At 72.5% G+C, this 25,037-nt stretch carries 23 protein-coding genes and 1 tRNA gene; 15 read left to right on the plus strand and 9 right to left on the minus strand.

Going from position 1 to position 25,037, the window contains the following annotated elements:
* Position 1: 1 nt before the first annotated feature.
* From KIK06_RS28855 to KIK06_RS28865, 3 genes are all read right to left on the minus strand, one after another.
* Positions 2 to 964, minus strand: coding sequence for a coiled-coil domain-containing protein (locus KIK06_RS28855; RefSeq protein WP_017600391.1), 963 nt, complete (start codon positions 962 to 964; stop codon positions 2 to 4).
* 250 nt (positions 965 to 1,214) lie between these two features.
* Positions 1,215 to 1,775, minus strand: coding sequence for a peptide deformylase (def, locus tag KIK06_RS28860; protein ID WP_026127915.1), 561 nt, complete (start codon positions 1,773 to 1,775; stop codon positions 1,215 to 1,217).
* Between the two features lie 77 nt (positions 1,776 to 1,852).
* Positions 1,853 to 2,665 (minus strand): aminoglycoside adenylyltransferase domain-containing protein, encoded by an 813-nt coding sequence (locus KIK06_RS28865; protein ID WP_268645793.1) that lies wholly within the window; start codon positions 2,663 to 2,665, stop codon positions 1,853 to 1,855.
* Positions 2,666 to 3,430: 765 nt separating this feature from the next.
* Here KIK06_RS28865 and KIK06_RS28870 point away from each other — a divergent pair.
* A complete protein-coding gene (locus tag KIK06_RS28870) occupies positions 3,431 to 4,108 on the plus strand; it encodes a sirohydrochlorin chelatase (RefSeq protein ID WP_017600388.1) in 678 nt (225 codons plus the stop codon).
* Positions 4,109 to 4,360: 252 nt separating this feature from the next.
* Complete coding sequence (locus tag KIK06_RS28875; RefSeq protein WP_268645795.1) at positions 4,361 to 5,305, plus strand: aminoglycoside phosphotransferase family protein; 945 nt, start codon at positions 4,361 to 4,363, stop codon at positions 5,303 to 5,305.
* 161 nt (positions 5,306 to 5,466) lie between these two features.
* Here the strand turns inward: KIK06_RS28875 and KIK06_RS28880 are convergent, their stop codons facing one another.
* Complete coding sequence (locus tag KIK06_RS28880; RefSeq protein ID WP_017600387.1) at positions 5,467 to 6,153, minus strand: response regulator; 687 nt, start codon at positions 6,151 to 6,153, stop codon at positions 5,467 to 5,469.
* Positions 6,134 to 8,671 carry a sensor histidine kinase gene (locus KIK06_RS28885; protein WP_268645796.1) on the minus strand — a complete coding sequence of 846 codons (2,538 nt, stop codon included), beginning with the start codon at positions 8,669 to 8,671 and terminating at the stop codon, positions 6,134 to 6,136. The genes KIK06_RS28880 and KIK06_RS28885 overlap by 20 nt, the downstream gene beginning before the upstream one ends.
* Positions 8,672 to 9,158: 487 nt before the next feature.
* Between KIK06_RS28885 and KIK06_RS28890 the strand changes: the two genes are divergently transcribed.
* Entirely contained in the window at positions 9,159 to 9,863 is a 705-nt protein-coding gene (locus KIK06_RS28890) for a hypothetical protein (protein WP_268645797.1), read from the plus strand.
* 113 nt (positions 9,864 to 9,976) lie between these two features.
* Here KIK06_RS28890 and KIK06_RS28895 read toward each other — a convergent pair whose 3' ends face one another.
* Positions 9,977 to 11,605 (minus strand): FAD-binding oxidoreductase, encoded by a 1,629-nt coding sequence (locus tag KIK06_RS28895; protein ID WP_268645798.1) that lies wholly within the window; start codon positions 11,603 to 11,605, stop codon positions 9,977 to 9,979.
* Between the two features lie 17 nt (positions 11,606 to 11,622).
* Here KIK06_RS28895 and KIK06_RS28900 point away from each other — a divergent pair, with 17 nt between their 5' ends.
* From KIK06_RS28900 to KIK06_RS28920, 5 genes are all read left to right on the plus strand, one after another.
* The gene (locus KIK06_RS28900) at positions 11,623 to 12,210 is read left to right on the plus strand and encodes a TetR/AcrR family transcriptional regulator (RefSeq protein WP_268645799.1); all 588 of its coding nucleotides are present in this window, start codon (positions 11,623 to 11,625) and stop codon (positions 12,208 to 12,210) included.
* Positions 12,211 to 12,255: 45 nt separating this feature from the next.
* Positions 12,256 to 13,788, plus strand: coding sequence for a glycerol-3-phosphate dehydrogenase/oxidase (locus tag KIK06_RS28905; RefSeq protein ID WP_017600382.1), 1,533 nt, complete (start codon positions 12,256 to 12,258; stop codon positions 13,786 to 13,788).
* 204 nt (positions 13,789 to 13,992) lie between these two features.
* Positions 13,993 to 14,544: an ATP-binding protein gene (locus KIK06_RS28910; protein WP_268645800.1), complete on the plus strand. Its 552-nt coding sequence runs from the start codon at positions 13,993 to 13,995 to the stop codon at positions 14,542 to 14,544.
* Between the two features lie 90 nt (positions 14,545 to 14,634).
* The gene (locus KIK06_RS28915) at positions 14,635 to 15,180 is read left to right on the plus strand and encodes a DinB family protein (RefSeq protein ID WP_268645801.1); all 546 of its coding nucleotides are present in this window, start codon (positions 14,635 to 14,637) and stop codon (positions 15,178 to 15,180) included.
* 104 nt (positions 15,181 to 15,284) lie between these two features.
* Positions 15,285 to 16,364: an RNA ligase (ATP) gene (locus KIK06_RS28920; protein ID WP_268645802.1), complete on the plus strand. Its 1,080-nt coding sequence runs from the start codon at positions 15,285 to 15,287 to the stop codon at positions 16,362 to 16,364.
* Positions 16,365 to 16,419: 55 nt separating this feature from the next.
* On the opposite strand, the gene KIK06_RS28925 is transcribed toward KIK06_RS28920, so the two are convergent.
* Both KIK06_RS28925 and KIK06_RS28930 read right to left on the minus strand, forming a co-directional pair.
* Positions 16,420 to 17,526: an NAD(P)H-dependent flavin oxidoreductase gene (locus tag KIK06_RS28925; RefSeq protein WP_268645803.1), complete on the minus strand. Its 1,107-nt coding sequence runs from the start codon at positions 17,524 to 17,526 to the stop codon at positions 16,420 to 16,422.
* A complete protein-coding gene (locus KIK06_RS28930; protein WP_268645804.1) occupies positions 17,526 to 18,125 on the minus strand; it encodes a flavodoxin family protein in 600 nt (199 codons plus the stop codon). The genes KIK06_RS28925 and KIK06_RS28930 overlap by 1 nt, the downstream gene beginning before the upstream one ends.
* 135 nt (positions 18,126 to 18,260) lie before the next feature.
* Here KIK06_RS28930 and KIK06_RS28935 point away from each other — a divergent pair, with 135 nt between their 5' ends.
* The 7 genes from KIK06_RS28935 (at position 18,261) to KIK06_RS28965 (ending at position 24,468) form a co-directional block, all read left to right on the plus strand.
* A complete protein-coding gene (locus tag KIK06_RS28935; RefSeq protein ID WP_268645805.1) occupies positions 18,261 to 18,857 on the plus strand; it encodes a TetR/AcrR family transcriptional regulator in 597 nt (198 codons plus the stop codon).
* A 134-nt stretch (positions 18,858 to 18,991) separates the two neighbouring features.
* Positions 18,992 to 19,405 carry a ChaB family protein gene (locus tag KIK06_RS28940; protein WP_268645806.1) on the plus strand — a complete coding sequence of 138 codons (414 nt, stop codon included), beginning with the start codon at positions 18,992 to 18,994 and terminating at the stop codon, positions 19,403 to 19,405.
* 38 nt (positions 19,406 to 19,443) lie between these two features.
* On the plus strand, positions 19,444 to 20,334 hold the full coding sequence (locus KIK06_RS28945) for a LysR family transcriptional regulator (protein ID WP_268645807.1): 891 nt from the start codon (positions 19,444 to 19,446) through the stop codon (positions 20,332 to 20,334).
* Between the two features lie 113 nt (positions 20,335 to 20,447).
* On the plus strand, positions 20,448 to 21,533 hold the full coding sequence (locus KIK06_RS28950; RefSeq protein WP_026127913.1) for an S-(hydroxymethyl)mycothiol dehydrogenase: 1,086 nt from the start codon (positions 20,448 to 20,450) through the stop codon (positions 21,531 to 21,533).
* Positions 21,530 to 22,162, plus strand: coding sequence for an MBL fold metallo-hydrolase (locus tag KIK06_RS28955; RefSeq protein WP_268645808.1), 633 nt, complete (start codon positions 21,530 to 21,532; stop codon positions 22,160 to 22,162). Before KIK06_RS28950 ends, KIK06_RS28955 begins: the two co-directional genes overlap by 4 nt.
* A gap of 472 nt (positions 22,163 to 22,634) precedes the next feature.
* A complete protein-coding gene (locus KIK06_RS28960; RefSeq protein ID WP_017600370.1) occupies positions 22,635 to 22,838 on the plus strand; it encodes a cold-shock protein in 204 nt (67 codons plus the stop codon).
* 232 nt (positions 22,839 to 23,070) lie between these two features.
* A complete protein-coding gene (locus KIK06_RS28965) occupies positions 23,071 to 24,468 on the plus strand; it encodes a DEAD/DEAH box helicase (RefSeq protein ID WP_268645809.1) in 1,398 nt (465 codons plus the stop codon).
* A gap of 489 nt (positions 24,469 to 24,957) precedes the next feature.
* Here KIK06_RS28965 and KIK06_RS28970 read toward each other — a convergent pair.
* Positions 24,958 to 25,029 (minus strand) — tRNA-Arg (locus tag KIK06_RS28970).
* Between the last annotated feature and the right edge of the window lie 8 nt (positions 25,030 to 25,037).

Consider the following 25,037-nt stretch of genomic DNA (forward strand, 5'->3'; position numbering starts at 1 on the left):
GCTAGTACGAGCTGATGTGCACGTGGTCGTAGTGGTTCTGGGTGTTGTCGCCGCGATCGTTCATGAACACCCACCGGGGGTTGCTCTGCTGCCAGATCCGCTGGCGCCAGATCACGTAGTCCACACCCCACGCGGCGGCGTTGTTGATCGCGTGCTGGGCGATCTGGTCGCCGAGGGCCTGGTTCTCCGCTGAGGGCATCGCGCCTCCGGAGCTCATCATGAAGTCGCAGGCGCGGCCGTCGCCGTGGTCGTCGGCGCTGGGCCGCCAGCAGCCCACGGGGTAGGGCGCGCCGTAGGCCATGATGATGTTGTCGCGGATCGCGGCCATGCGCGGCGTGGTGGAATCCCAGCCGCCGCCCCTGGCGCCGTCGGGGATGGTGCCGTTCCCGGGGGTCTCGGGGACCTGGGACTCCTCGTACTCCCGGATCTGCTCCTCGACCTCGTCACGCTGTTCCTCCAGCGTCTCGATGAGCTCCTCGGCCTCGGCCAGCTCCTCGTTCAGCTCCTCGGCCACCTCCTGCTGCTCCCGGTGGGTGTCGACGAGGCCGGAGATCTGCTCGGACTGGCTCTCACTGATGTAGGCGACGGTCGCGGCGTCGGCGTACATCTGCTCGGGGTCGCTGGAGAAGACGATCTGGAGGTTCGGGAGGAAGCCGTCGGTCTTGTACCGGGAGGCGGCGATCGCGGACACCCCGCTCCGGGACGAGTCCAGCCGCTCCCCGATCTCCGCCAGGTCCTCCTCGGCCTGTTCGACCCGGTCCCGGATCTCGTTGAACTGGAGCAGTTCGCCGTTGTAGGACTCCTCCAGCTCCTCCGCCCGTTCCGTCAGTTCATCGATGTCGACCTCATCCGGCTCGGCCGCGGCGGTCGGGGGAAGGGCGACCATGAGCGCCGCGGTGACGGCGGCGACGGTGAGGGCGGGGCGTCGGGCGCGCCGCGGGGTGGGCGGACAGGAGGGTGTCATGGCTGCTCCGGGGACGGTCCACGCGCGGTCCGTCCTCGCCAACGGTGGTGTGGGGGTGCCGTGGGGGACGGGGGTGGACGGATCGACATGCCTTGTACGGTGCTCCACGTGACCGTGGGGGCGGGTGCGGGGCCGTGTCCGAAGATACCCGTTCCCACCGGGATGCGTTGGTATCACCCGCGTCACTGGGAAACGGCGGTCCGGAGTGTCGGTCCCGCGACGGGTCCCCTTCCGGAGCGGTGGTGTGGGGTCAGCCCCCGCCGCCGAACGCGCTGGGAAGCGCGCCACCGGTCGGAGCGGAGGGGGGCGAGGCGGCGGGAAGGAACCAGGACGAGCGGCGGATGTCACGCATCGCGCGCTTGCGCTCCTCGGCGTCCAACCGGTCGATGTAGAGCATGCCGTCCAGGTGGTCGGTCTCGTGCTGGAGGCAGCGCGCCATGAGCCCGGTGCCCTCGACGGTGACCGGCTCGTTGCGCAGGTCCACCCCGGTGACGACGGCGCGCTGGGCGCGGCGGGTGGGGTACCAGAGCTCGGGGACGGAGAGGCAGCCCTCGTCGCCCTCCTGGACCTCCTCGGACAGCTCCGCGATGCTCGGGTTGATCACATACCCGAAACGCCCCTCGACGTTGTAGCTGAACACACGCAGCCCGACCCCGATCTGGGTGGCGGCCAGCCCGGCGCGGCCGGGGGCCTCCACGGTGTCCAGCAGGTCCTTGACGAGGGCCTCGGTGTGCTGGTCGAACCGGGTGACGGGGGTGGTTTTGGCGACGAGTACGGGGTCGCCGAACCGGACGATGGGGCGCATGGTCATGCCCATCAGAGTAGGACATGCCCGACGGCCCTCCGTCCACGGACGGAGACGGGGCGGGGGCCCGGGGTGAACGGGACTCAGACGGCCAGGCCGGGACGCAGGGCGTCGTCCAGGACCATCTCGATGTAGTCCAGGGCCGCCCGGCGCCGGGCGAGCGCGTTCTCGTACAGGGAGGGGGCCTGGGCTCCCCGGCGGACGCGCAGGCACTCGTTGACGATGCGCTGCCACCGCTCGGGGAAGGCGTGCAGGGCGTAGGTGCCCGCACCGGACTTGGAGGTGATCTCCCCGGTCTTGAGCGTGAAGTGCAGGCGGCTGACGCTGAGCACGCTCCAGGAGGGGGCCAGGGAGCCGAGCACGGCCAGTCCGCGCGGGGTCACCAGGCGCCCCGCCTTCTCCCGCCAGCGGCGCCACTGCTCGTCGAGCGACCCGAGGGACCAGGCGCGCAGGCTCTCCGGCTCGTCCCACACATCGAGTTCGAGGGGGTGCGGTCCGCGCACGGTGACGCCGCGGTCGGAGAGGATGTGCCAGGTGACGGGGTTGACGTCGTTGCCGGCCCGCGCCCGGAAGCGTCCGGCGATGACCGAGGCGACGGAGCCGCAGGAGGCGGGGTCGCGCGTGAGGTCGTCCCAGGTGACGTGGATGCCGTTGAACTGGGGGCGGGGGACGTCGGCGCGGGTGAGTACGTGGGCGCGGCGCAGGAGCTCCAGCTCCGGCTGCTCCGGGGCGCGCGAGGTGACGATGACGAAGTCGACGTCGCTGGTGTGCGGACGGAAGTCGCCGAGAGCGACCGAACCGGTCAGATAGAGCCCTTCGACCAGACCCGGGGCGGTCCGGTCCGCGTGGGCGAGGAAGGTCTGGGCCAGCGTCTGCACCCGAGGGTGGACGGCCATGCTTACTCCAGTCTGGATGGTTCGGTGGATCGGCGGGTCGTGTCCGCTCGGGGTGGGGAGCCGAGGCGTGGCGACCTGGGGGATTCCCATGGTGGGTGTGATCTGGGAAGTCCTCCGTTCGAGGTCAAGTGTGGTTGGCGTGAAGGGGGGTTGGCAAGTGATCACGCCGGACTCGCCCCCTGTCCCCACACGTCAGGTGGTGTGCGGTTACGGGGTGAAAGGGGAGTGCGCACCCTTGACAGGGATGCTCTCCGTGTGCAAAGGCTCGGAGGTGAACCCTCGTGTGCCGGCGCGGGGGTGCTCGTTCGGCAGTGGGGGCGGTGGCCGTTCGCGCGTTCGGAATCACGTGCACCTGCCGCGTGCATATGCATTTGAATTTATTTGTCCGAGATTTTCTCTAGAGAACTTTCCCGACAAATCGTTCGCTTGGACGAAGGGTATTCGACGGCCTCTCCCCTCGGTTTCATTCTCCGGTTCCGCGCGGGTGTCGGATGTCGTGCCTGGTGCGGCCAAGGAGGTCGGTGATGACCTGGGGGCGGGCACACTGCGCGGATCGCGGTGCGGCGTACGCCACCCCGCCGTGGTGTGGACACGCCCTGTTTTTTCGGCGATTGTTATGGTTCACCAAGAGAACCTCTGGTGATAACCATCACAGCCATTGTCTGATGTTTTCCCGGGCGTAACACAGGGGCACTCCCCCGAAACTGGGCCGCTTTACGCTCGCGGAAGACGGCAGATCCTCACAGCGATTCCAAGGAGCCGCACATGGTCCCCACGATGGTCCTCGTAGCCGACGATTCGCGTGACGCCCACCGACGGGAGGCCCTGTGCGGCCTGGCCGAGGCGGTGGCGGACCGGGGTGAGGCCCCCGTGGCCCAGGCCTTCGGCAGCCCGGACGAGGTCGCCGCGGCGGTCCGTTCCGTCCCGGGCCCCAAGGTGGTCGTCCCCGCGTTCGTCGCAGGGGGAGACGTGGCCAGCGCACACCTGTTCTCCCGGCTCGACCTCGCCCACTTGGAGAACTCCTGCCACACCTCGCCCCTGGGCGCGGTGCCCTCCATCGTCGCCGACCTCGCCGGGCGGCTCGGGGAGGCGGGTTGGAGCCCGCAGGACGGTGTGGTCCTGGCGGCCGACGGCACCACCGGAGCCGAGGAGCGCCAGGTGGTGATGGACGTGGCCCGCATGCTCAGCCGACGCCTGAGCGCCCCGGTCCAGGTCGGATACCTGCGTACCTGGGCCCCCTCGGTCTTCGACGCCGTCGACCGTCTGCGTCGCGACGGACGTGAGCGCGTCGCGGTCGCCGCGTGGCGGCTGGTCGACGGACCCGACTTCGACCTGCTCCGGGGGCTGGACGTCACCGCCCTCACCGCGCCGCTATGGCCGTCCGACCTGGTCGTGGACACCCTTCTCGCCCAGCACCGGGCGGCGAAGGGCCGGCTGGTCTGAGCGCCGGGAACCGTTACTCGGGCCGCGCGGATGGGTATGAGGGCAAGGGGCGGGAATCCCCCGCACCCACGAAGCCACATCCGTTCCGCTTCGGCCGGCGCACGGAGCGGAGCGGGTTCGGGTACGACCCCTCGCGAGGTCGCGGCCTTTCATGACCCCGGCCAGGAGGGTCGTCGCCACGCACGCGACCGCCGCCCGCGACGGGGGCTCGGCCCCGGTCGGCGTCGACGTGAGCGAACCTAAGGTGGATGTATGAACGACGTCACAGCGCAGTTCGTCGACGACCGCCAGCGTCGTCGTCTGGAACGGCGCTTCGGCGGCCACGTGACCGAGTGGCTGTCCGAGCTTCCTTCCGTCGTCGAGAAGATCGCGACGGAGTGGCGGCTCACCGTCGACGGAGGCGCACCGCACGGCCGCACGGCCGTCGTCGTGTACGTCACCTTGTCCGACGGCCGCGAAGGTGTCCTCAAGCTGTCCCCGGACAGCGGGCTCGCGGTCACCGAAGCCAACATGCTGCGGATGTGGGCGCCTTCCCACCGGGTGCCCGAGGTGTGGGACCTGGACGCGCGGCGCGGCGCCATCCTCATGGAACGCGTGGAGGGGGAGACGGTCGCCAACATCGGGGTGGTCCCGCCCATGGTGACCATCGGGACCCTCCTCTCCCAGCTCCACGGGGTGGAGGTGTCCCGGAGCCAGCTCATGGAGCTGCGCCCCCTCATGGCGCGGGTGCAGTTCATCTTCGACCTGTGGAACCGCGAGCGCAACGAGGGGCCCGCGGCCAAGGTCATCTCCACCACCGCCCTGCACCAGGGCTACTGCCGGGCCCGCGCCCTGGCCATCGGTGAGACCGACGTCGTCCCCCTGCACGGCGACCTGCACCCGGGCAACGTGCTCGACGGCGGTTCACGCGGTCTGGTCGCGCTCGACCCGCGCGCCTGCGTGGGCGACGGCGCGGCCGACGCCGTGGATTGGGCGGTGTGGAAGGCGACGAGTGTCACCGAGGTGGAGCGGCGCGTCGACGTCCTCTCCCAGACGATGGGAGTGGACGGCGACCGGATGATGGAGTGGGTGCGCGCGTTCGCGCCCTGCCTGGCGGTCGCCAAGGTCAACCGCGCACAGAGCCACACCGACGAGTTCGAGACCCTCGTGGACCTGATGGCGGGTGACCATACGCTGGTCCGCTCCCACTCCAGGTGACACGGGCCGTGTTTGTTCTGGTCCTCCGCTTCGCTTCGGTCCGCCCGTCGCCCGCCACCACCCTCCACGGACGCCTCCGGCGCAGCCTCGATCCTTGAGAACCCCGCCGGCGCCCGAACGAAACCCCCTCGGGTGATCGTTCCGGGAGGGGGAAGCGGGGCCTAGTCGTCCGTCCTCGGAGTCTCGAAACGGTACCCCCGGCCCGCCTCGGTGATGAGGTACCGCGGTCGCGCCGGGTCGGGCTCCAGCTTCCTGCGCAGCTGCGCCAGGTACACCCGCAGGTAGTTGGTCTCGCTCTGATAGGCGGGGCCCCACACGTCGTGCAGCAGTTGGCGCTGGCTGACCAGCTGCCCGGGACGCCGGGCCAGGATCTCCAGGATGTGCCACTCCGTGGGGGTGAGCCGCACCTCCTCACCGTCCCGGACCACCCGCTTGGCGCCCAGGTCCACGGTGAAGGACGGTGTGCGCACCACCGGTGCCTCCTCCAGGCGGACCGACCGGCGCTCCGCCGCGCGCATCCGCGCCAGCAGCTCGTCCATGCCGAACGGCTTGGTGACGTAGTCGTCCGCGCCCGAGTCCAGGCAACGCACCTTCTCCCCGGCCGAGTGGCGCGCCGACAGCACGATGATCGGTACCTGGGACCACCCGCGGAGCCGCTGGATCACCTCCATGCCCTCCATGTCGGGCAGTCCGAGGTCCAGCAGGACCACGTCAGGGTGGTGTTCGGCCGCCAGACGCAGCGCCGCGGCGCCGTCGGGAGCGGTGTCCACGTCGTGTCCGCGCGCCCGCAGGTTGATGCGCATCGCGCGGATGATCTGCATGTCATCGTCAACGACCAGGACCCGCATGGGCCCCCCTCTCGTCGTCCTCGCCGTCCGTGTCCGCGGCTCTCAGGTCGAACACCATGGTCAGCCCGCCGCCCGGGGTGTCCTCGGGGGAGAGCGTGCCGTGCATGGCCTCAACGAAACCACGGGCGACGGCCAGCCCGAGACCGACGCCCGTGCCCTGGGGCGCGTCGCCCAGGCGCTGGAAGGCCTCGAACATCCGCTGCTTCCCCTCGTCCGACACACCCGGCCCCCGGTCCGCCACGCGCAACTGCACGCTCCCGCCGTGCGCGCTCGCCGCCACGAGCACGGGCACGCGCGGGTCGGGGTTGTGCCGTACGGCGTTCGACACCACGTTGGCCACCGCCCGCTCCAGCAACCCCGCGTCGGCCCGGACCCGGGGCAGGCAGTCGGGCACGTCCACCGTGACCGCCTCGTGGGGCAGACCGATCAGGGTGGCCGAGACCACCTCCTCCAGCCCCACGGGCCGGATCTTGGGGCGCACGCTGTCGGTCTGCACCCGGCTCATGTCCAGAAGGTTGTCGATCAGCCGGTTGAGCCGGTCCGCGGACTCCTCCACGGTCTCCATCAGGGCGTCCCGGTCCTCCGGGTCGAGTTCGATGTCGGTCGCCCGCAGGCTGGCCATGCTCGCCTTGATCGACGTCAGCGGCGTGCGCAGGTCATGGGAGACCGCGGCCAGCAGCGCGGTGCGGATGCGGTTGCCCGCCACCTGGCCGCGCGCCTCGGCGGCGTCCCACTCCAGCCGCTTGTGCTCCAGGGCGATTCCCAGGTGGGCGGCGAACGCCCACAGCACACTGCGGTCGGCGGCGGGCAGCACCCGGCCGCGCAGCGCCAGGGCCAGGGAGTCGGAGATCGACACGAGCACGTCCGCCTCGTCCGGCGACTCGCACGCGGGTGCGCCCACACTGTGCACGGCGCTCCACCGGTCGTCCTCCACCCGTTCCAACAGCGTCGCCGACCGCTGACCGAAGGTCTTGGAGATGCGCCGTAGCAGTGCCTGGAGGGGCTCGTTCCCGGCCAGGACACTGCCCGCGAGCAGCGCGATCGCGTCGGCCTCCGCCCGGCCGCGCGCGGCCTGCGCCGACCGCCGCGCCGCCATCTCCGCCACCACCGCCACCAGCAGGCCCACCAGGACGAACGCGGTGAGCGCCACGGTGTTGTCCAAGGACACCGGTGGCCTGTCGTGGCTGGGTGAGAGCACCAGCGTGAGCAGTAACGCGCTCCAGAGCGCCGAGGCCAGGGCGGGCCACAGGCCGCCGACCGCCGCCGTGGCGACCGTGGTCAGCAGCAGGAACATCGCGTCCGAGGACAACCCCACCTCGGAGAACGGGGGGAGCAACAGGAGCAGTGACATCAGCGCCGGAGCCGCGGCGGCCAGTACCCACCCGGTCACGCGCCGGTGCTCGCCGACACCGCGCCCCGGGGCCGGGAGCAGCCACATCCCGCTGCCGACCTCCTCGTGGGTGACGATGTGCACGTCGATGTCCCCGGAGTCGCGCGCCACGATCGCGCCCACCCCGGGGCCGAACACGTACTCCCAGCTGCGGCGGCGCGAGGATCCCAGCACGATCTGCGTGGCGTGCACACCCCGCGCGAACTCCAGCAGCCCCTTGGGCACGTCGGAGCTGATCACCTGGTGGTAGGTGCCGCCCAGCTCCGCGAGCAGCTTGCGCTGGCGGACGAGGTGGTCGGTGAGGGGGCGGCCGACCGCGTCCGACTTCACCACGTGGACGGCCAACAGGTGGCTGGGCTGGGGGTGGCCCCCGCGCGAGCGCGCCGCGACCCGGGCCGCGCGGCGGATCAGCGTCTCTCCCTCCGGTCCTCCGGTGAGCGCGACCACGACGCGTTCGCGCGCCTCCCAGGTGCTGCGGATCTCGTGCTCGCCCCGGTACCGGGCCAGACCCTCCTCCACCCGGTCCGCGGTCCACAGCAGAGCCAGCTCGCGCAGCGCGGCGAGGTTGCCCTCCCGGTAGTAGGCGGCCATGGCGGCGTCCACGCGTTCGGCCGGATGGATGTCGCCGTGCGCCATCCGGCGGCGCAGCTCCTGGGGGGTGACGTCCACGAGCTCGACCTCGGCCGCGCGGCGCACGACCTGGTCGGGGACGGTCTGCTCGGGCCGCACACCGGTGATCTGCGTGACGACGTCGTTGAGCGACTCCAGGTGGTGGATCCCCACCGTGCTGACGACGTCGATCCCCGCGTCCAGCAGTTTCTCCACGTCCCGCCAGCGGGCGTAGGTGGGCGCGTCCGGTCCGTTGGCGTGGGCGAGGTCGTCGACGAGCGCCAGGTCGGGGGCGCGCGTGATGACGGCGGCGGTGTCGACCGCGCCGGACGGGTGCTGGGGTATCACCTCCAACCCCGTCAGCAGGGCGGACGTGCGCTGTCGGCGGTGCGTGTGGGCGGCGGCCACGACCACGTCGGTGCCGTCCTCGGCCCGACGGCGGGCCTCGGCCAGCGCGTTGTGGGTCGTGCCCACCCCCGGCGCCGACCCCAGGTAGATGCGGAGCTTTCCTCGTGCCACGACTCCATTGTCACGTGCTCGGGCGGGGGACGCGTCCCGCCGTGTCACACGCCGTCGCGGAGTGCGGACATGACGACGCGGACGGTGGGCGCAATACTGGGTCGTCGTACGAACGCACGAGCCCCACGCGGGTGGAGGGGAGCACACCCCATCCGTTCCGTGCGACCCAGCGACACCTGTGAGGAGGTGCGGCGTTCGCTCCGAGACGAGCGCGGAGCGTGCCCACGCCGCGACATCGATGACCGGATATCCCCCCGACGACGGATCGTTCCCGGGCAACCCAGGCGAGCCGCCGTTCCCCGGGCAACCGGGACGGCCCCCGCAGCCCGGGCAGCCCGGATACGGCGGAGGCCAGCCCCACTTCCAACCGCCCCCGCCCCCTCCACAGGGGCGGCCCGGAGCCCCGCACGGCGGCCAGCCCGGCGGGTATCCGCCCGGGTACGGCGCGCCGGGAGGTCCGTACGGCGGTCCGGGAGGTCCCGGGGGAGTGCCGCCCCAGCAGCCGTCGGCGCCGGGCCATCCCGGGCCGGGCGGCCCGCCGCGCCGCACCGGTCGGCTCGCACTGATCATCGGCGCGAGCGTGACGGCCGTCGCGCTGTTGGCCACGGGCGGGGCGCTGGTCTGGAACCTGTCCGGCTCCCGTCCCTACGCGGACCTGCCGAGCTGCCGCCGCCTGCTGCCGAGCGAGTTCCTCGACTCCATGCCCGAGACGGAGGGGTTGGGCGTCGACGGTGACTACGAGGACGGCGAGGACCTGGAGTCCCTGGACCAGGAGAACCTGCTCGGATACCTGTGGTGCGACGTGGAGGACGGCGGGGAGGACGTGATGTCGGTGACCGTCTACCACATGGAGTACGAGGACGACGGGGCCGCCGTCGAGGACATGCTCGGTGAGACCGAGGAGTTCCTGGAGGACCTGGAGAACGGTGACTGGGAGGAGGAGCTGGAGGCGGACATCGTCGACTGGCGCCCGTCGGCGGTGGGCGACGGTGGAGCCGTCGTCCTCTACGAACCCGGCTACCTCGAGGAGGACGCCGTGTACGGTTTCGCGTCCTTCAGCACGGTCAACCTCGACGTGACGGTCTTCCGTGTGTTCGAGGGCGGGATCGACGCGGAGGAGGAGCTCGACAGCCTCGACGATCTGGCCGACCGGGTCCACCGACAGCTCTCCCGGGAGTCCGAGCGCGCCTGACCCGGACGCCCACGACCCTCACGGGTGTCCGCGGTGGCAGGGGGCGTCCGGGGCGTCCTCCGTCACCCGCGGCCCCGGCGCCCTCCGCCGGGGCCGCGGCCCGGGGTCCCGGCTCAGGACGCGTCGGGGATCAGCTTGCCCGGGTTGAGCACGCCCTCCGGGTCCAGCGCCGTCTTGACCGCGCGCAGCACGTCGCCGCCCAGCGGGCCGATCTCCGCCGCCATCCACGGCCGGTGGTCGGTGCCCACCGCGTGGTGGTGGGTGATCGTCCCGCGATGGGCCACGATCGCGTCCGAGGCGGCCCGCTTGGCCCGGTCCCACCGCTCCAGGGGCGCCTCACCCGCCGCCGTGGCGACCGTGAAGTACAGCGAGGCCCCGGTCGGATAGGTGTGCGACACGTGGCACATCACCACGACGCCGCCCTCGTCTCCGTCCAGCGCACCGGTCAGCGCTTCCGAGACCGCCTCGTACAACGGCAGCAGATCGGTCCAGGTCGCCGCCGTCTCCAACGTCTCCGCGACGAACCCCGACGACAGCAGGGTGTCGCGCAGGTACGGGGCGGAGAACCGGTTCTCGCGCCAGTGCGCCACCGGCTCCGCGCCGAGCGGTGTGCCGCCCGCCGCCGTCAGGACCTCCCGGACGGCGGCCGACCGCGCGGCCACGTCCGCCCCGGTCCCCTCGAACCCCAGGACCGCCTGGCACCCCGGCACGGCCTCCCGGCCGCCGAGCGCCGCGCCGACGAACGTCTCCGACTCGTCCAGGACCCGCGCCATGGTCGGCCGCACGTGCGACTGCGCGAGTGCGCGCAGCGCGGCCGCGCCCGTCGCGAAGTCCGGGAAGGACCAGGCCTCGTCCAGCACCGTCTCCGGGCGGGGGCGCACCCGAAGACCGACCTCGGTGATCACACCCAGGACGCCCTCCGAACCGAGCATCAGCCGCCGCAGGTCCGGACCGGCGGCCGACGCGGGCGGCCCGCCCAGCTCCAGGGTGCCGCGCGGGGTGGCCACGCGCAGCGACACCACCATGTCCTCGAACCGGCCGTATCCCGAGGACGCCTGCCCGCTGGAGCGGGTCGCCGCGTACCCGCCGACGGTCGCGTACTCGTAGCTCTGCGGCATGTGCCCGAGCGTGTACCCGTGCTCGCCGAGCAGGGCCTCGGCGAGCGGTGTGCGCACGCCCGCGCCCAGGACCGCCGTGGCGGAGACGCGGTCGAAGGACACCAGACGGTCCAGCCGCCGCAGATCCAGGGCGATCACGGCCGGGAACCCGCCGCTCAGGGGCGCGACCCCGCCCACGACGCTGGTGCCGCCGCCGAAGGGGACGACGGCCACGCGGGCGTCGGAGCACACCCGCAGCAGACGTTCGACCTCGTCGTGGTCGGCGGGGTAGACCACCGCGTCCGGCGCCGGGTCGGCCGCGCCGGACCGGCGGAGCAGGAGGTCGGGGGTGCTCTTGCCGCCGAGGTGACGCAGCCGCGCGGCGTCGTCCACGCGCACGTGCTCGGCGCCGACCACCCCGGCCAGGGCGTCGCGGGTCCCGGCGTCCAGGCGGGAGGCGGGCAACGCGACCTCGTCCTCGGCGACGGCGGGCCGCTCCTCGGGCTCGGTGCGCAGGACCTGGGCGATCAGGTCGCGCAGCGCGGGGTCGAGCGTCTTCGCCCTGGCCGGGTCACCCCAACCGAACCAGCTCATCTCGGGCGCGGGGTCGGCCAGCGGGCCGGTGGGGGAGTTCTCATCAGTCATGCTCTACAGTTTTACACATGGCGTCAAAACGTAACGTAGAGGATCAGATCCTGGACGCGGCCCGAGCCTGCGTCGAGGCCTTCGGGGTGCGCCGAACCACCCTGACCGACGTGGCGCGCCGCGCCGGGGTCAGCCGACCGACCGTCTACCGCAGGTGGCCCGACGTGACGGCCCTGGTCGCGGACCTGCTCACCCGCGAACTGCGCCGGATCCTCCTGGCCGAGGAGGAGTCCGCGGAACACGCCCTGGCCGGGGAGGGCGTGCGGGTACGCCTGGTCCGCCACGCCGCCGGGGTCGCGCGCGCCATGCTCGACCACCCCCTGTTCACCCGCGTGGTCGACACCGAGCCCGAACTCCTGGCCACCTACACGTTCCACCGGCTCGGCACCAGCCACCGCGCCGCCCTGGAGGTGCTGGAGCCCGTCATCGCCGAGGGCCAGGCCGACGGGTCGGTCCGCCCCGGGGACCCCGCCGTCCTCGCCCGGCTCGTGCTCGTCACCGTCCAGAACACCGTCACCTCCCGCCGCCTGTTCGCCGACCTGCTCGACGAGCCCGGCCTCGTCGCCGAGATCACCGACCTGCTGGACGGCTACCTCGCCCCCTGACGGTCCCGCCCACCCCGCCTCCCACACCCAGGAAAGGACCTCCCCATGCGCCACACCGTTCCCGAGTCCTCGTCCCTGAACGCCGCCCGACGCGCCGCCGACCTCGCGGACCTGGGCGCCCACCCACAGGTGGACGTCCTGGTCATCGGGGGCGGTGTGACCGGTGCCGGGGTCGCGCTCGACGCCGCCGCACGCGGACTCAGCACCGTCCTCGTCGAACGCGACGACCTGGCCTTCGGCACGAGCCGGTGGAGCTCCAAGCTCGTCCACGGCGGCCTGCGCTACCTCGCCCGGGGCCAGGTGGGCATCGCCTACGAGAGCGCGCGCGAGCGCGACGTCCTCATGCGCGTGACCGCACCCCACCTGGTCCGTCCCCTCCCCATGGTCGTTCCGGTGCACCGGAGCTCCGGGCTGGCGCGCCCCCTGCTCGTGCGCGGAGGAATGGGCATGGGCGACGTCCTGCGCGTCCTCGCGGGCACCCCCAAGCGGGTCCTGCCGGCCCCACGGCTGCTCACCGCACGCCAGACCCTGCGTCTGCTGCCCGGTGTGAACCCCGAGGGGCTGCGCGGGGGAATCCTGTCCTTCGACGGACAGCTGGTCGACGACGCCCGCCTCGTGGTCGCCCTCGCCCGGACCGCCGCGCGGGAGGGCGCACGCGTCATCACGCGCTGTTCGGCCGAGTCCGTGACCGCCGACGGGGTGTGGCTGCGCGACGGGACCACGGGCGAGACGGTCGGCGTCCGGCCCCGGGCCGTGGTCAACGCGACCGGAGTCCACGCCGGGGACCTCGACCCGTCAGTGCGGCTGCGGCCCAGCAGGGGCAGCCACCTGGTGCTGGACGGAGCCGCGCTCGGGCATCCCAGGGCCGCGCTCACCGTGCCGGTCGCGGGCAGCGTCAACCGGTTCGTGTTCGCGCTCCCGCAGGCCGACGGGCGGGTGTTCGCGGGGCTGACCGACGAACCCCTGGAGGGCCCCGCCCCCCGCGTGCCCGACGTCCCCGACGGCGACGTCGACTTCATCCTCGACCGGCTCAACGTCGCGCTGCGCACGCGTCTGGGACACCGGGACGTGCTCGGGGCCTTCGCCGGGCTGCGCCCCCTGATCGAAGGGGACGGGGCCAGCTCCGACCTGTCCCGGGAGCACTCCGTCACCGTCTCTCCCACGGGCGCGGTCACCGTGGTCGGCGGCAAGCTCACCACCTACCGGGCGATGGCGGAGGAGGCGGTGGACGCCGCCGTGAGCGCACGGCGGCTGTCCGCCGGGCCCTGCCGGACGCGGTCGCTGCCGTTGGTCGGCGCGGCCTCCCGGGAGGAGCTCGACACGATGGACGTCCCGCGCCGCCTCGTGCGCCGGTACGGGGCCGAGGCCCCGAACGTCGTCGCCGAGGCCGGAGGGGACCCCGCGCTGCTCGAACCGGTGGCGTGCGGCGTCACCGGGGCGGAGCTGCGGTTCGCCGTCCGGCACGAGGGGGCACTGGACGTGGACGACCTGCTGGACCGGCGTACGCGGATCGGACTGGTCGACGGGGATCGGACGGCCGCCGACGCGGCGGCCCGGGCGGCGCTGGCGGACGGGTAGCGGCGCTCGTTCCGGTCCCGCCGCTTCGCTTCGGACCGTGTTCGCGGAACGCGCCACACCGACATCCCCTGTCCCACAGGGCGTCGATCGCGTATGGTCGTAGCCGGTCCGGCGCGCCGCTTCCCTCACGGTCCCGGATGCTCCCAAGCCTCCCCCTGACTCGGTTCTCCCGCCCACTGAACCGCCCCGCCGAAGGAGTCACCCATGCCCACGCTCGTTTCCGTGCCCGCGCTCGCAGAGGACGACGGTGTCCTGGCGGGTGTACCGGACGAGTACCGGCACTACTTCAACGGACGGCCCCCGGTGCCCTTCACCAAACGGCACTGGGAGTTCCGCGGGGAGCCCAGAAGCGTGCCCCTGTGCCGGGCCTTCCTGGACACCTGCGCCGCCAGCCGCGACGGCGACTTCCGGTACGTGTTCTCCCTGCTGGGGACGGAGCTGGCGACCAACGCCCTGCGGCACAGCCGTTCGGGGGAGGAGGGTCAGACCTTCGTGCTCAAGGTGACCCGGGGCGCGAACGGACTGACGCTGGTCTGCCGGGACAACGGCAGGCCCACGAGCGCGCGGCCGGACGGGGGACGGGTGCTGGTCCCCGAGCCGATGGTGGGGGACCGGCTCACGGCGGAGAGCGGCCGGGGCCTGGCCCTGGTCGACAGCTTCGCCACCACCTGGGGGGACAACGGGCACCCGAGTATCCGCAAGGTGTGGTTCCACCTGGCCTATGACATGACCGGTAGCTCCTGGCCCGCGGCCTGAGGACCGCCCCCGGGGACAGGTGAGCACCGCGCGGCCCCGCCGGGCACACGCCTCCGGTGGAATGTCGCTACGGCGCCGGACACCGGTGCCATGACACAGCAGCCGCCACGCTCGTTCAGTCCCCAGTGGCAGGGGTCCGACCGGCCCGGACTCCCCCGAACCGGCACCGAGCGCGAGGTGCTCACCGCCTGCCTCGACTGGCACCGCGCCACCCTGGAGGCCAAGTGCGCGGGGCTGACCGCGGCCCAGCTCTCCGGCCGCGCCGCGGCCCCCTCGACGCTGAGCCTGCACGGCCTCGTCCGCCACCTGGCGGATGTCGAGCGGTGGTGGCTGCGTGTCCAGTTCGCGGGGGAGGACCTGCCCCTGCCGCACTACTCCGAGGACGATCCGGACCAGGACTTCGACGACCTGGACGGTGACCCCGCCGAGGCGTTCGCGGTGTGGCGCGGGGAGGTGGAGCGGGCGAGGGAGATCGTCGACCGCGCCGCCACCCTCGACGAACTGGCGGCGGCCCCGCGCTCGGGCGGTCCCATCCAGCTCCGGGCGATCCTGGTGAAACTCGTCGCCGAGTACGCGCGGCACAACGGGCACGCCGACCTGTTGCGCGAGAGCGCGGATGGGGCCGTCGGCGTCTGAGACCGGGCCGAAAACCCTTTGCCGCCTCGCACGGGCCGCCCCCACAGTGGACCCACCCCCTCGAAGCGCCGACCGAGGGTGCTTCCCGGTCAAGAAGGAGTCCCATGTCCACCCTGCGGGTCACCGCCGAACGGCTCACGATCCACCCGCACCCCGACGCGGACGCGCTGGAGCTCGCGCAGGTGGGTCTGTTCCACGCGGTCGTCGCCAAGGGCAGGTACCGCACCGGGGACTGGGCCGTCTACATCCCCGAGGGCGCGCTGCTGCCGGACGACCTGATCGAGGAACTCGGCCTGACGGGCAGACTGGCCGGCGCCCGGAAGAACCGGGTCACGGCGATCCGGCTGCGCGGACGGCTCTCCCAGGGCATCGTGTGCGTGCCCGAACGCCTCTCGCACGTCGACCTGGCCGCCGCGCACGAGGCGGGGACCGACTTCGCCGGGGAACTCGGGGCCACCAAGTGGGTGCCGGAGGTCCCCGTGCACATGAGCGGCGAACTCGTGCCCGCGGCGGACCTCATGCCCTGGATCGAGATCGAGAACGTCAAGCGCTACCCCGACACCTTCGCCGAGGGGGAGCCGGTCGTGGCCACGGAGAAGATCCATGGGACGGCCTGCCTGTTCACCCTGGTCGCGGGTACCGGGGAGGAGTTCGTCTCGTCCAAGGGCTTCGGTTCCAAGCGGCAGGGGCTGGCCCGCACGCAGGAGAACCTGTACTGGAAGGCCGTGGTCACCCACGACGTGCCGAAAGCGGCACGGGCGATCGCCGAGCGGTTCGGAGCCGCCCGCGTGGGTGTGTTCGGTGAGGTGTTCGGCTCCGGGGTACAGGACCTGAGGTACGGGGAGACCGCGCGCGGCGAGCGTCCCGGGTACGCGGTGTTCGACGTCGCGGTGGACGTCGGCGGGGCACGCACCTGGGTGGACGCCGCGGAGCTGCATGAGCTGCTGGAGTCGGTGGGGCTGCCCGTCGTGCCGCGGCTGTTCGAGGGCGGGTACGACGAGGCCGCGCTGCTGGCGGCGGCGCGCGGATCCGAGACGTGGAGTGGGAAGTCGCTGCACATCCGCGAGGGTCTGGTGGTCCGGCCCGCCCGCGAACGGTACTCGCCGGTCCTCGGCGGGCGCGCCATCGCCAAGTTCGTCTCCGACGACTACCTCACCCGCAAGGGCGGCACGGAGTACGAGTGAACCGCCACGGGCGGGCACGACGGGGCCGTGCCCGCCCACCGAGGATGCCCCGCGCCTACAACGGGGCGCCGAGCGCCTTCTCGGCGCCGGCCACGAGCGCCGCCAGGTAGTCCCCGGCGGCACCGCCGGAGGCGAGGAGGGCGGACTGACCGGACCACAGGTTGAGCAGGTCGGGACGTCCCAGTTCCGCGGCCTTGGTCCGGATCGGCAGCATGAGGTTGTTCTGCGCCGGATAGGGCGGGACCCGGTCCTCGGCGTCGGCCATCGCGCGCACCAGGTCGTTGGCGATCCCCCTGGCCGGGCGTCCGGAGAAGAGCCGGGTGAGCACGGTGGTCTCCGCCCGTTCCGAGGCCAGCGCGGTCCGGTGGACCGGGCTCGCGCCCGATTCCTCGGTCCGGAGGAAGCCGGTCCCCACCTGGACGCCGTCGGCGCCCAGGGTCAGGGCGGCCGCGACGCCGCGCCCGTCGGCGATCCCGCCCGCCGCGACCACCGGCACGGTCACCGCGTCGCTCACCTGGGGGACCAGGGAGAACGTTCCGACGAGCGACTCGCGCACGGGGGCCAGGAACGAGCCGCGGTGTCCGCCCGCGTCGCTGCCGGAGGCCACGACCACGTCACACCCGGCCTCCTGAAGCGCGCGGGCCTCGGCGACCGTGGTGGCCGTGCCGACGATCGGTGCGCCGATCCGCCGAGCGCCCTGGACCAGCCGCTGGGGCGGTACGCCCATCACGACGCTGATCACCGGGGGGCGGGCCGCCAGGACCGCGTCCACCTGGGCGTCGAAGTCCACCCGGGCGTTGACGGTGTCCAGGTCGGGCGGGGTGAGCCCGAACCCGGAGTAGTGGGCGGCGAGCCGGTCGGTGTGCGTGGTCAGCGTCGCCGTGTCGGGGACGGGCCGCTCCTCCTCGGCGCGGGGGATCCACAGATTGACGGAGAACGGCGCCGAGGTGCCCGCGCGGATCCGGTCCACCAGGGGGCCGATCCGGTCGGGGGCCATGGCGTGCACGCCGTATGACCCCAGGCCGCCGGCCTCGGAGACGGCGACGGTGAGTTCGGCTGTGGACAGCCCGCCGCCGAACGGCCCTTGGATCACGGGATAGCGGGTGCCGAGAACGCTCGTGAGGGCGGTTCCGGGCTTCGTCCCGTGGCTCGACTCCGGCATCAGGCTGCCACCGCCGCGCGCCCGCGCTCGAACCGCACGGCGACCTGCGCGACGTGGGCGCCCAGGTGTTCGGCCGTGCGCAGATCGGCGTCGCGGGGAGCCTGGTCGGAGCCCAGGTCGGAGGGGGACTGGGCCATGGCCCCGGTGAAGCCCGCCAGCCGGTTGAGGTCGTCGCCGCTGCCCTGGCTGGAGTACTCGCCGCCCGGGGCCAGGCCGAGCGGGACCCAGAGCATGCCGTGCTGTGCGGCGAACACCGCGAGGGCGCTGAGCGCGGTGTCCTTGTTGCCGTTGATCCCGGCGGAGTTGGTGAAGCCGGCCGCGAGCTTGCCCTGCCAGCGGCGCTCCTGCCAGATGGGGGCGGTGGCCTCGGCGAACGTCTGGAAGACGGCGGAGGTGGCGCCCATGTAGGTGGGGCTGCCGAACACGATCGCGTCGGCGGTGTCGAGGGCGGACCACAGGGCGTCGCCGGGGGCGGTGACGTCGTGCAGTGAGGAACGGGCACCGCTCGTGTTCCCGGCTCCCCGGGCGACCGCCTCGGCCTGGCGTGCGGTGTGGCCGTAGCCGCTGTGGAAGGCGACGGCGACTCGGACATCGTGCATGGGGGACTTCTCTCCCTTGGGTCGGGTGGGCTCGGCGGCCCATGACGGGACAAACATAGACGACCGGTCAACTATTTTGCAACGCCTGGGCTGTGATCCCACGCGAGTAGTTGACCGGCCGTATATCCTCGGCCCATGGGACGGACGAGCGACGCGAGGGAACGCATCCTGGACTCCTCGCGCAGACTCATGCGCACACGTGGCTACACGGCCCTCGGCGTCGCGGAGATCTGCGCCGACGCCGGGGTGAAGAAGGGCAGTTTCTACTACTTCTTCGACTCCAAACAGGCCCTGACCGTCGAGACGGTCGACGGGCACTGGGCCGAGGAGCGCCGCGTGTTGGAGGCGGCCCTGGCCGAACCCGCCGGCCCCGTCGAGCGGCTCCGCGCCCTGGTCGAGTGCCTGATCGGCACACAGCGCACCGACCACAGCGAGTCGGGCGCGATCCACGGGTGCCTCTACGGCAACCTCGCCCTGGAGTTGAGCGGGCAGGAGCCGCAGGTGCGTCGGCGTCTGGCCGAGGTGTTCGACGAACAGGTCGGCATGGTCGCCCGCCTGATCGGTGCGGCGCGGGAGGCGGGGCTGGTCGGACGGGAGGCCGGAGCGGACGCCCTGGCCAGGTCGATGGTCGCGCAGATCGAGGGCACGGTGCTGCTGGCCCGGGTGCGCAACGACCCCGCCCTCCTGGACGAGGTCTGGCCGAGCGTGGAACGGCTGCTGGGCCTGGCCTGACCGATCGCGGAGCGGGGCGCGCCACGCCTCCGCGTCTCCAGACCGGAACCGGCGGTCACCGACGTTTGCCCTCCCGGACCTCGGGCAGGGCGACCGGTGGACCGGAGACCGCCCGACACGAGGGGGTGGGCGCGATGCCCGGTTCCAGCGAACTCCCGGACACGCTGCGGCGGTCGTCGAGGAAGGCCCAGCGCACGTGGATCAAGGCGCACGACTCGGCCGTGGAGCAGTACGGGGAGGGAGAACGGGCCCACCGTGTCGCGTTCGCGGCGGTCAAGCACGAGTTCGAGAAGCACGGTGACCGATGGGTCCCCAAACAGAGGTCGGGTCCGTCGGACGCCCAGGCGGAGAACCCCGAGGCCAAGAAGCGGGGCCGGGAGCGCCCGACCGCCGGGGGCGTGGACGCCAACGCCACGAAGGAGCACCTCTACGAGCGGGCGCGCCAGCTGGACGTCCCCGGTCGTTCGAAGATGGACAAGGACGAGCTCGTGCGGGCACTGCGCGAGGAGAACAGGCGAAGGACCGCCCGCGCGCGTGACTCGTCCTGACACGCGCACGACCGCCCGGAGACCGTAGTCTGGCGCGCGTGGAACTACGACAGTTGCGGCACTTCGTCGCGGTGTGCGAGGAACAGCACTTCACCCACGCCGCCGCGTGCCTCGGCATCACCCAGTCCGGCCTGTCCGCGTCGATCCGGTCCCTCGAACGCGACCTGGACACCCAGCTGCTGCTGCGCACCACCCGGCGGGTGACGCCCACCCCGACCGGGCGGCTGCTCCTCGCCGAGGCCCAGCGGATCCTCGCCGCCGCCGACGGGCTGCGGGAACTGGTCACCGACGACCAGCGCGTGCGGGGCACGTTGTCGCTGGGCACCGAACAGTGCATGGGCGTGGTCGACGCGGTTCCGCTGCTGCACCGCTACCGTGCGCTGCACCCCGAGGTGACCCTCAACCTCCAGCAGGCGGCCACCGAAGAGCTGCTCACCCAGATCCGTGCCGGGCACCTGGACACCGCGCTGGTGGCGGGCACCCTGCACGAAGGCGGGGGCGTGCGGATCCTGCGCATCACGGAGGAGCCGATGATGCTGCTCTCGGCCCCCGACCACCCCCTGGACGAAGCCGACGTGCTGGGTCGTCTGGCCAGGGAGGAGTACGTCGACCTGCACCCCGGCTGGGGCGCCCGCGACTGCGCCGACCGGGCCTTCGCCGAATTCGGGATCGCCCGGCGCGTGGCGCTCCAGGTCAACGACGTCTACACCCTGTTGGACCTGGTGCACCGGGGCATGGGCGTGGCGGTGGTGCCTCGGCCGGTCCTGGACAAACCGCAGGCCGGGGGCCTGCGCAGCGCGGCGCTGCCCGGCGGGACCCGATGGGCGGTGGGCCTGGCGCTGCCCCGGGACACCCGCCCCTCCATCGCCACACGGGCCTTCCTCGACCTCCTGGGCACCGAACACCCGATTCATGAATCGGGCCACTGAATCCCAGACATCTCACATGTTGGACATGCTCACCTCGGGTGATGCATGGTGATGCCCCAGGCGGCGCGCACCGGCGCGTCGCGCGAAGAGCCACGTGTTGGGAGCGTCTGCCCATGTCGCAGCGAGTATCCGGCGTGATCTCCCGGGCCAAGGGGGAACCCGTCGAACTGACCACGATCGTCGTCCCCGATCCCGGGCCCGGCGAGGCCGTGGTCGACGTCCAGGCCTGCGGGGTGTGCCACACCGACCTGCACTACCGCGAGGGCGGCATCAACGACGAGTTTCCCTTCCTTCTCGGCCACGAGGCCGCGGGCGTGGTGGAGTCCGTCGGTCCGGACGTCACCTCGGTCGCCCCCGGTGACTTCGTGGTCCTCAACTGGCGGGCGGTGTGCGGGAACTGCCGTGCCTGCCGCCGGGGCCGTCCCCAGTACTGCTTCGACACCCACAACGCCACCCAGCCGATGACCCTCGAAGACGGCACCGCGCTCTCCCCGGCCCTGGGCATCGGTTCCTTCGCCGAGAAGACCCTCGTGGCCGCCGGTCAGTGCACCAAGGTGGACCCCGAGGCCTCGCCGGCCGCGGCCGGGCTGCTCGGTTGCGGGATCATGGCGGGCATCGGCGCCGCCATCAACACCGGAGGGGTGGGCCGGGGCGACTCGGTGGCCGTCATCGGCTGCGGCGGCGTGGGCAGCGCGGCGGTGGTCGGGGCCCACCTGGCCGGAGCCGCGCGGATCATCGCCGTGGACCTGGAGGAGCGCAAGCTCGACTGGGCCCGCGGGTTCGGCGCCACGCACACCGTCAACGCCCGTGACACCGACCCGGTGGCGGCGATCCGCGAGCTCACCGGCGGGTTCGGCGCCGACGTGGTCATCGACGCCGTCGGCCGGCCGGAGACCTACGAGCAGGCCTTCTACGCCCGTGACCTGGCGGGCACCGTCGTCCTGGTCGGCGTGCCCACCCCGGAGAAGCGCCTGGAGCTTCCGCTGCTGGACGTGTTCGGGCGCGGCGGCGCCCTGAAGTCCTCCTGGTACGGCGACTGCCTGCCCTCGCGCGACTTCCCGATGCTCGTCGACCTCTACCGGCAGGGCCGCCTGGACCTGGACGGGTTCGTCACCGAGGAGATCGGTCTGGGCGACGTCGAGGCGGCGTTCGCGCGCATGGAGCGCGGCGAGGTCCTGCGGTCGGTGGTGCGGCTGTGAGCGGCGCACGAGTGGAGCACCTGAGCACCTCCGGGGTGTTCACCCTGGACGGCGGGTCCTGGGAGGTGGACAACAACGTCTGGCTGATCGGCGACGGCGACGAGGTCGTCGTGGTGGACGCCCCGCACGAGGCCGCTCCCATCCTGGCGGCCGTGGCCGGGCGCCGGGTGGTGGCCGTGGTGTGCACGCACGCGCACAACGACCACGTCAACGCGGCCGTGGAGGTGGCCGAGGCCGCGGGCGCGCCCATCCTGCTGCATCCGGACGACCGGGTGCTGTGGGACATGACCCACCCGGACCGCGCACCCGACGGCGCGCTGGCGGACGGGCAGAGCGTCGAGGTCGCGGGGACGGAGCTGACCGTGCTGCACACACCGGGCCACGCGCCGGGCGCGGTGTGCCTGTACGCACCCGCGCTGGGGGCGCTGTTCAGCGGTGACACCCTGTTCCGGGGCGGGCCCGGGGCCACGGGACGGTCCTACTCCGACTTCCCGACCATCGTCGCCTCCATCCGCGACCGTCTGCTGACCCTGCCGTCGGACACGCGGGTGCACACCGGGCACGGACCCTCCACCACCATCGGCGCCGAGGCGCCGCACCTCCAGGAGTGGATCGACCGAGGCCACTGACGACCGCCGGGGCCGCCCTCGGCGGCGGCTCCGGCAACCGGAACGCCGCGCGCATCCGTGCGCGAGTCCACTCGGATCGGCTCCGAGCGTCGTACGTTCCGCGCCCTCGTGATGACCTTCGCCGGCATGCCGTGGGAAGGGACGAGGACGGTTCCCGGGCCCGTCGGCGCTCCGCACCGCGGTGCCGCGTCCGGGCCCGAGGCCGTGGGCCGAGAACCGGGAATCCGACTCCGAAAAACGCGGGACACGCCACGGAGAACCGGATCCCGACATATTTTTCCCTCGTTTCGATACCACACACGCCGGTGCCCTTCGACACATCGATTTTCCGAGACAGGGAGGTCTTCGTGTGTTAGGTTCTAAGGAGTTGCAGTAGTGAGCCCGATGGATGCACCACCTCCTCGGGAGATCGCCGCGGTGACGGGGAAATCGTCATCTGCGGTTTTCTTCATTTTCGACGAGAGGTGCCATCATGGCGACCGGTACGGTCAAGTGGTTCAACAGCGACAAGGGCTTTGGCTTCATCCAGCAGGACGGCGGCGGCCCCGACGCCTTCGCCCACTACTCGAGCATCCAGGCCACGGGCTACCGTGAGCTGGTCGAGGGCCAGGCCGTGCAGTTCGACGCCGTCGCCGGGTCCAAGGGCCCCCAGGCCGAGAACATCACCCTGATCTAGGGGAGCCGACGCTCCTCCAGCGGTGGGGTCCGCCCTACGGGCGCAGGACCCCACCGCTTTTCTTTGTCCGCCGGATTTCCCGCCGTCGTTCTCCGACCGCGCCGGCCGCTCCGCGCCCCGGAACTCTCCGGGTGGGCGCGGACATCATTCTCATTCATCCGGCGTCCCCGGTTTCCCCCTGCGAGGCCGCGAGGCCTCCCGCCCGGCGAACGCCGTCGGCGAAAGGCCACACATGAGTCATCCCTACCGCACCGGTATGAGCCGCAGCCGCCCCACGCGGGGAAACGGCGGACGGCGCCCCCACGGCGGCGGCCGCGCGCGTGGCGGTGCCGGCCCCTCCGGGGAGTTCGCGCTCCCCGTCACCGTCACCCCGGCGCTGCCGCCGGCGGAGTCCTTCGAAGCGCTGGACATGCCCGCACCGTTGAAGCGGACCCTGGCCCGACAGGGCCTGACCACCCCTTCCGAGATCCAGGCGGCGACGCTGCCGAACTCCCTGGCCGGGCGTGACGTGCTGGGCCGCAGTCGGACCGGGTCGGGTAAGACCCTGGCCTTCGGACTGGCCCTGCTCGCCCGGCTCGACGGGCGCGCCGCGGAGCCCCGGCGGCCCCTGGCCGTCGTGCTCGCACCGACCCGTGAGCTGGCCCAGCAGGTCGCCGACTCCCTGGAGCCCTACGCGCGGTCGGTGGGAGTGCGTACCACCACCGTCGTGGGCGGTATGCCGATCCACCGCCAGGCCGGCGCCCTGCGCCGGGGAGTCCACCTGGTCGTGGCCACACCGGGACGGCTGCGCGACCTGATGGAGCGCGGCGACTGCGTCCTGGACCGGGTGGAGTCAGCCGTCCTGGACGAGGCCGACCAGATGACCGACATGGGTTTCATGCCGCAGGTCACCGCGATCCTCCAACAGGTCCCGGCCGACGGACGGCGCATGCTGTTCTCGGCCACCCTGGACCGCAACGTGGACACCCTGGTCCGCCGTTTCCTCAACGACCCGGTGGTTCACTCGGTCGATCTGTCCGAGGGCGCCGTCTCCACCATGGAACACCACGTCATGTACGTGTCGTCGGCGACCAAGCAGGACGTCGCGACCCGGATCGCGGCCCGCGAGGGCCGCGTGATCATGTTCCTCGACACCAAGCGCGCGGTGGACCGGATGGCCGAGCACCTGCTCGCCAACGGGGTCCTCGCCGCTCCCCTGCACGGCGGCCGCAGCCAGCCACAGCGGACCCGCACCCTCGACCAGTTCAAGAGGGGCGACGTCACGGCGCTGATCGCGACCAACGTGGCGGCGCGCGGCATCCACGTGGACGGCCTGGACCTGGTGGTCAACATCGACCCGCCCACCGACCACAAGGACTACCTGCACCGGGGAGGGCGCACCGCCCGGGCTGGGGAGTCCGGCAACGTGGTCACGCTCGTACTGCCCAGGCAGCGGCGCGACATGACCCGGATGATGGGTCTGGCCCGGATCGAGCCGCGCACCCTGGCGGCGGCCGCCGGGGACTCCGTGGCCGCCGAGGTGACCGGGGCGCGCGAGCCCTCGGGAGAGCCGGTCACCGTGCGGTCCTCCGCTCCCCGGGAGCGCAGCCGTGGCCGGGCCCCGCGCGGACGCCGCCGTCCGCGCCGCTGATCCGGAACGCGCTGGGCCCCGCGACACGTGTCGCGGGGCCCAGCGCGTGTTCGCCGAGGAGCGCGGGCCGCTGGGGCCAACCGGCTACGCACGGGTGCGGCGGGAGGCGGGGCGGTCCGCCCTCCCGGCCGACCACGTGGACTCCCCGTCGGCGCGACGACCCTGCGACCTCCGACACGCGTGCGTCACGGATCGGCCGAACGCCGTGACGCCCGTGGTTGAGGCGACCCGCCGGAGGTGACCCCGCGCCGCTACGCGGGCCGCGTCGAAGGTCGGGAAGGGCCGAACGACCGCAGGATCGCCAAGGCGACGGGTCGCGGACGCCGACCCGGAGGAGGACGACGACCGGATCGCCCGGGGGCCCACGCATTGCTCACGCGCGACCAGCGGTCGACGACGACAGAGGGCCGGACTCAGTGCCACTGAGTCCGGCCCTCTCCTCACGTCTGCGCGCGGTTCGCCAGCTGTGTGGTGCTGGTCCGCGTGAAGTGCCCCCTGCAGGATTCGAACCTGCGCACACGGCTCCGGAGGCCGTTGCTCTATCCCCTGAGCTAAGGGGGCGCGCTGCG

Origin of the sequence: Nocardiopsis sp. EMB25 (assembly GCF_026797795.1) — a bacterium.
GTDB lineage: Bacteria > Actinomycetota > Actinomycetes > Streptosporangiales > Streptosporangiaceae > Nocardiopsis > Nocardiopsis lucentensis.